This window comes from Streptomyces sp. M2CJ-2, assembly GCF_016757295.1.
Taxonomy (GTDB): Bacteria; Actinomycetota; Actinomycetes; order Streptomycetales; family Streptomycetaceae; genus Streptomyces.
Genome location: NZ_JAESIF010000249.1, coordinates 1 through 1,030, shown reverse-complemented (window position 1 = coordinate 1,030; position 1,030 = coordinate 1). Strand labels below are relative to the sequence as shown.

General features: G+C 66.1%; 1 protein-coding gene. It reads left to right on the top strand.

The features are described 5' to 3' along the window. Window positions 1–476 precede the first annotated feature (476 nt). Complete coding sequence (locus JL475_RS41065; RefSeq protein ID WP_237409572.1) at window positions 477–929, top strand: DUF6281 family protein; 453 nt, start codon at window positions 477–479, stop codon at window positions 927–929. The last annotated feature ends 101 nt before the right edge of the window (window positions 930–1,030 follow it).

Genomic DNA, 1,030 nt, shown 5'->3' with positions numbered 1-1,030 from the left:
GCCACGAGGAAAACGCCCCGGCAACCAACCAAAAAGCCGCAGGCGGGGGTCGTTTACGCCCCTTGACAGGCCCGGCCCTCATGGGTGGGGTTTCGTGGATTCCGTGTAGTGGTTGGCCTCGTACTCGACGGGCGGGACGTGGCCTATCTTGCGATGTGCCGGTTTGGTGTCAGTAAGTGGGTGTCAGTGACGGCACGTCAGGCCGGGATGTTCTCACTGGTCGGGAGTGGAGAAAGAGCGAGGTCACTGACATGGGGTGGTGCATGCGGGAGATGCTGCTGTCATGGGGCGGTACACCCCGTCCTGTTCCACTGTCATGGAAACGGCACTTCTGACCCTTCGGTGGCTGCGCGGCTGCAGTCGGAGACGGCTGTCTACCCGGGATGGCAAAGTTCACCGATCAGGCCTTCAGGAGGCAGCGAACGAAAAGGGGGGCTGCTCCGTCGTAGCACTGAGAGGCCGAAGGGCCTTCGGTGATGCCGGGGAGACGGAGAGCGGGAGATGGAAGCGAAGCCGCGGGTGCGGAGAGGGACGAGGACGCTGGCGGTGGCGGCGGTGGTCCTGGTGGTCGGGGGGACCGGCTGTACGACGACGGGGGAGAGCGACGGGGGTCTCAAGGCGGGCGGCGCCTCCGAGGCGAAGTGTGCGTACCTCGTGAAGTACGAGGGGCGGTCCTACCTCGACGTGAGGGGGCGGTCGGTGACCGACGAGGAGTTCACATCGGCAAGGACCTCGGTACCGGCCTGCTGCCCGGGTGTGACGAATCGGGCGAGGTCGACGGCACGGAGAAGCCGGAGAAGGTGACCGTCTACGAGGTCGAGGGCATCGATCCGGCGGTCGCCGTGGCGGCGGGGAAGACCCCGGGCGAGGCCGTGCTGGTGGCGGTCCAGGGCGCGGACCTCACGTCACTGGATGATGCTCGGCGTTGAGGTCTCAGTAGTTTGGTGTTCCGCTTTCAGCCTCGATCCACCGCGTGAATTCTGCTCACGGGCGTCGGGCGGCTCCTGGTGGTTTCTTCGGGACGCGGGCA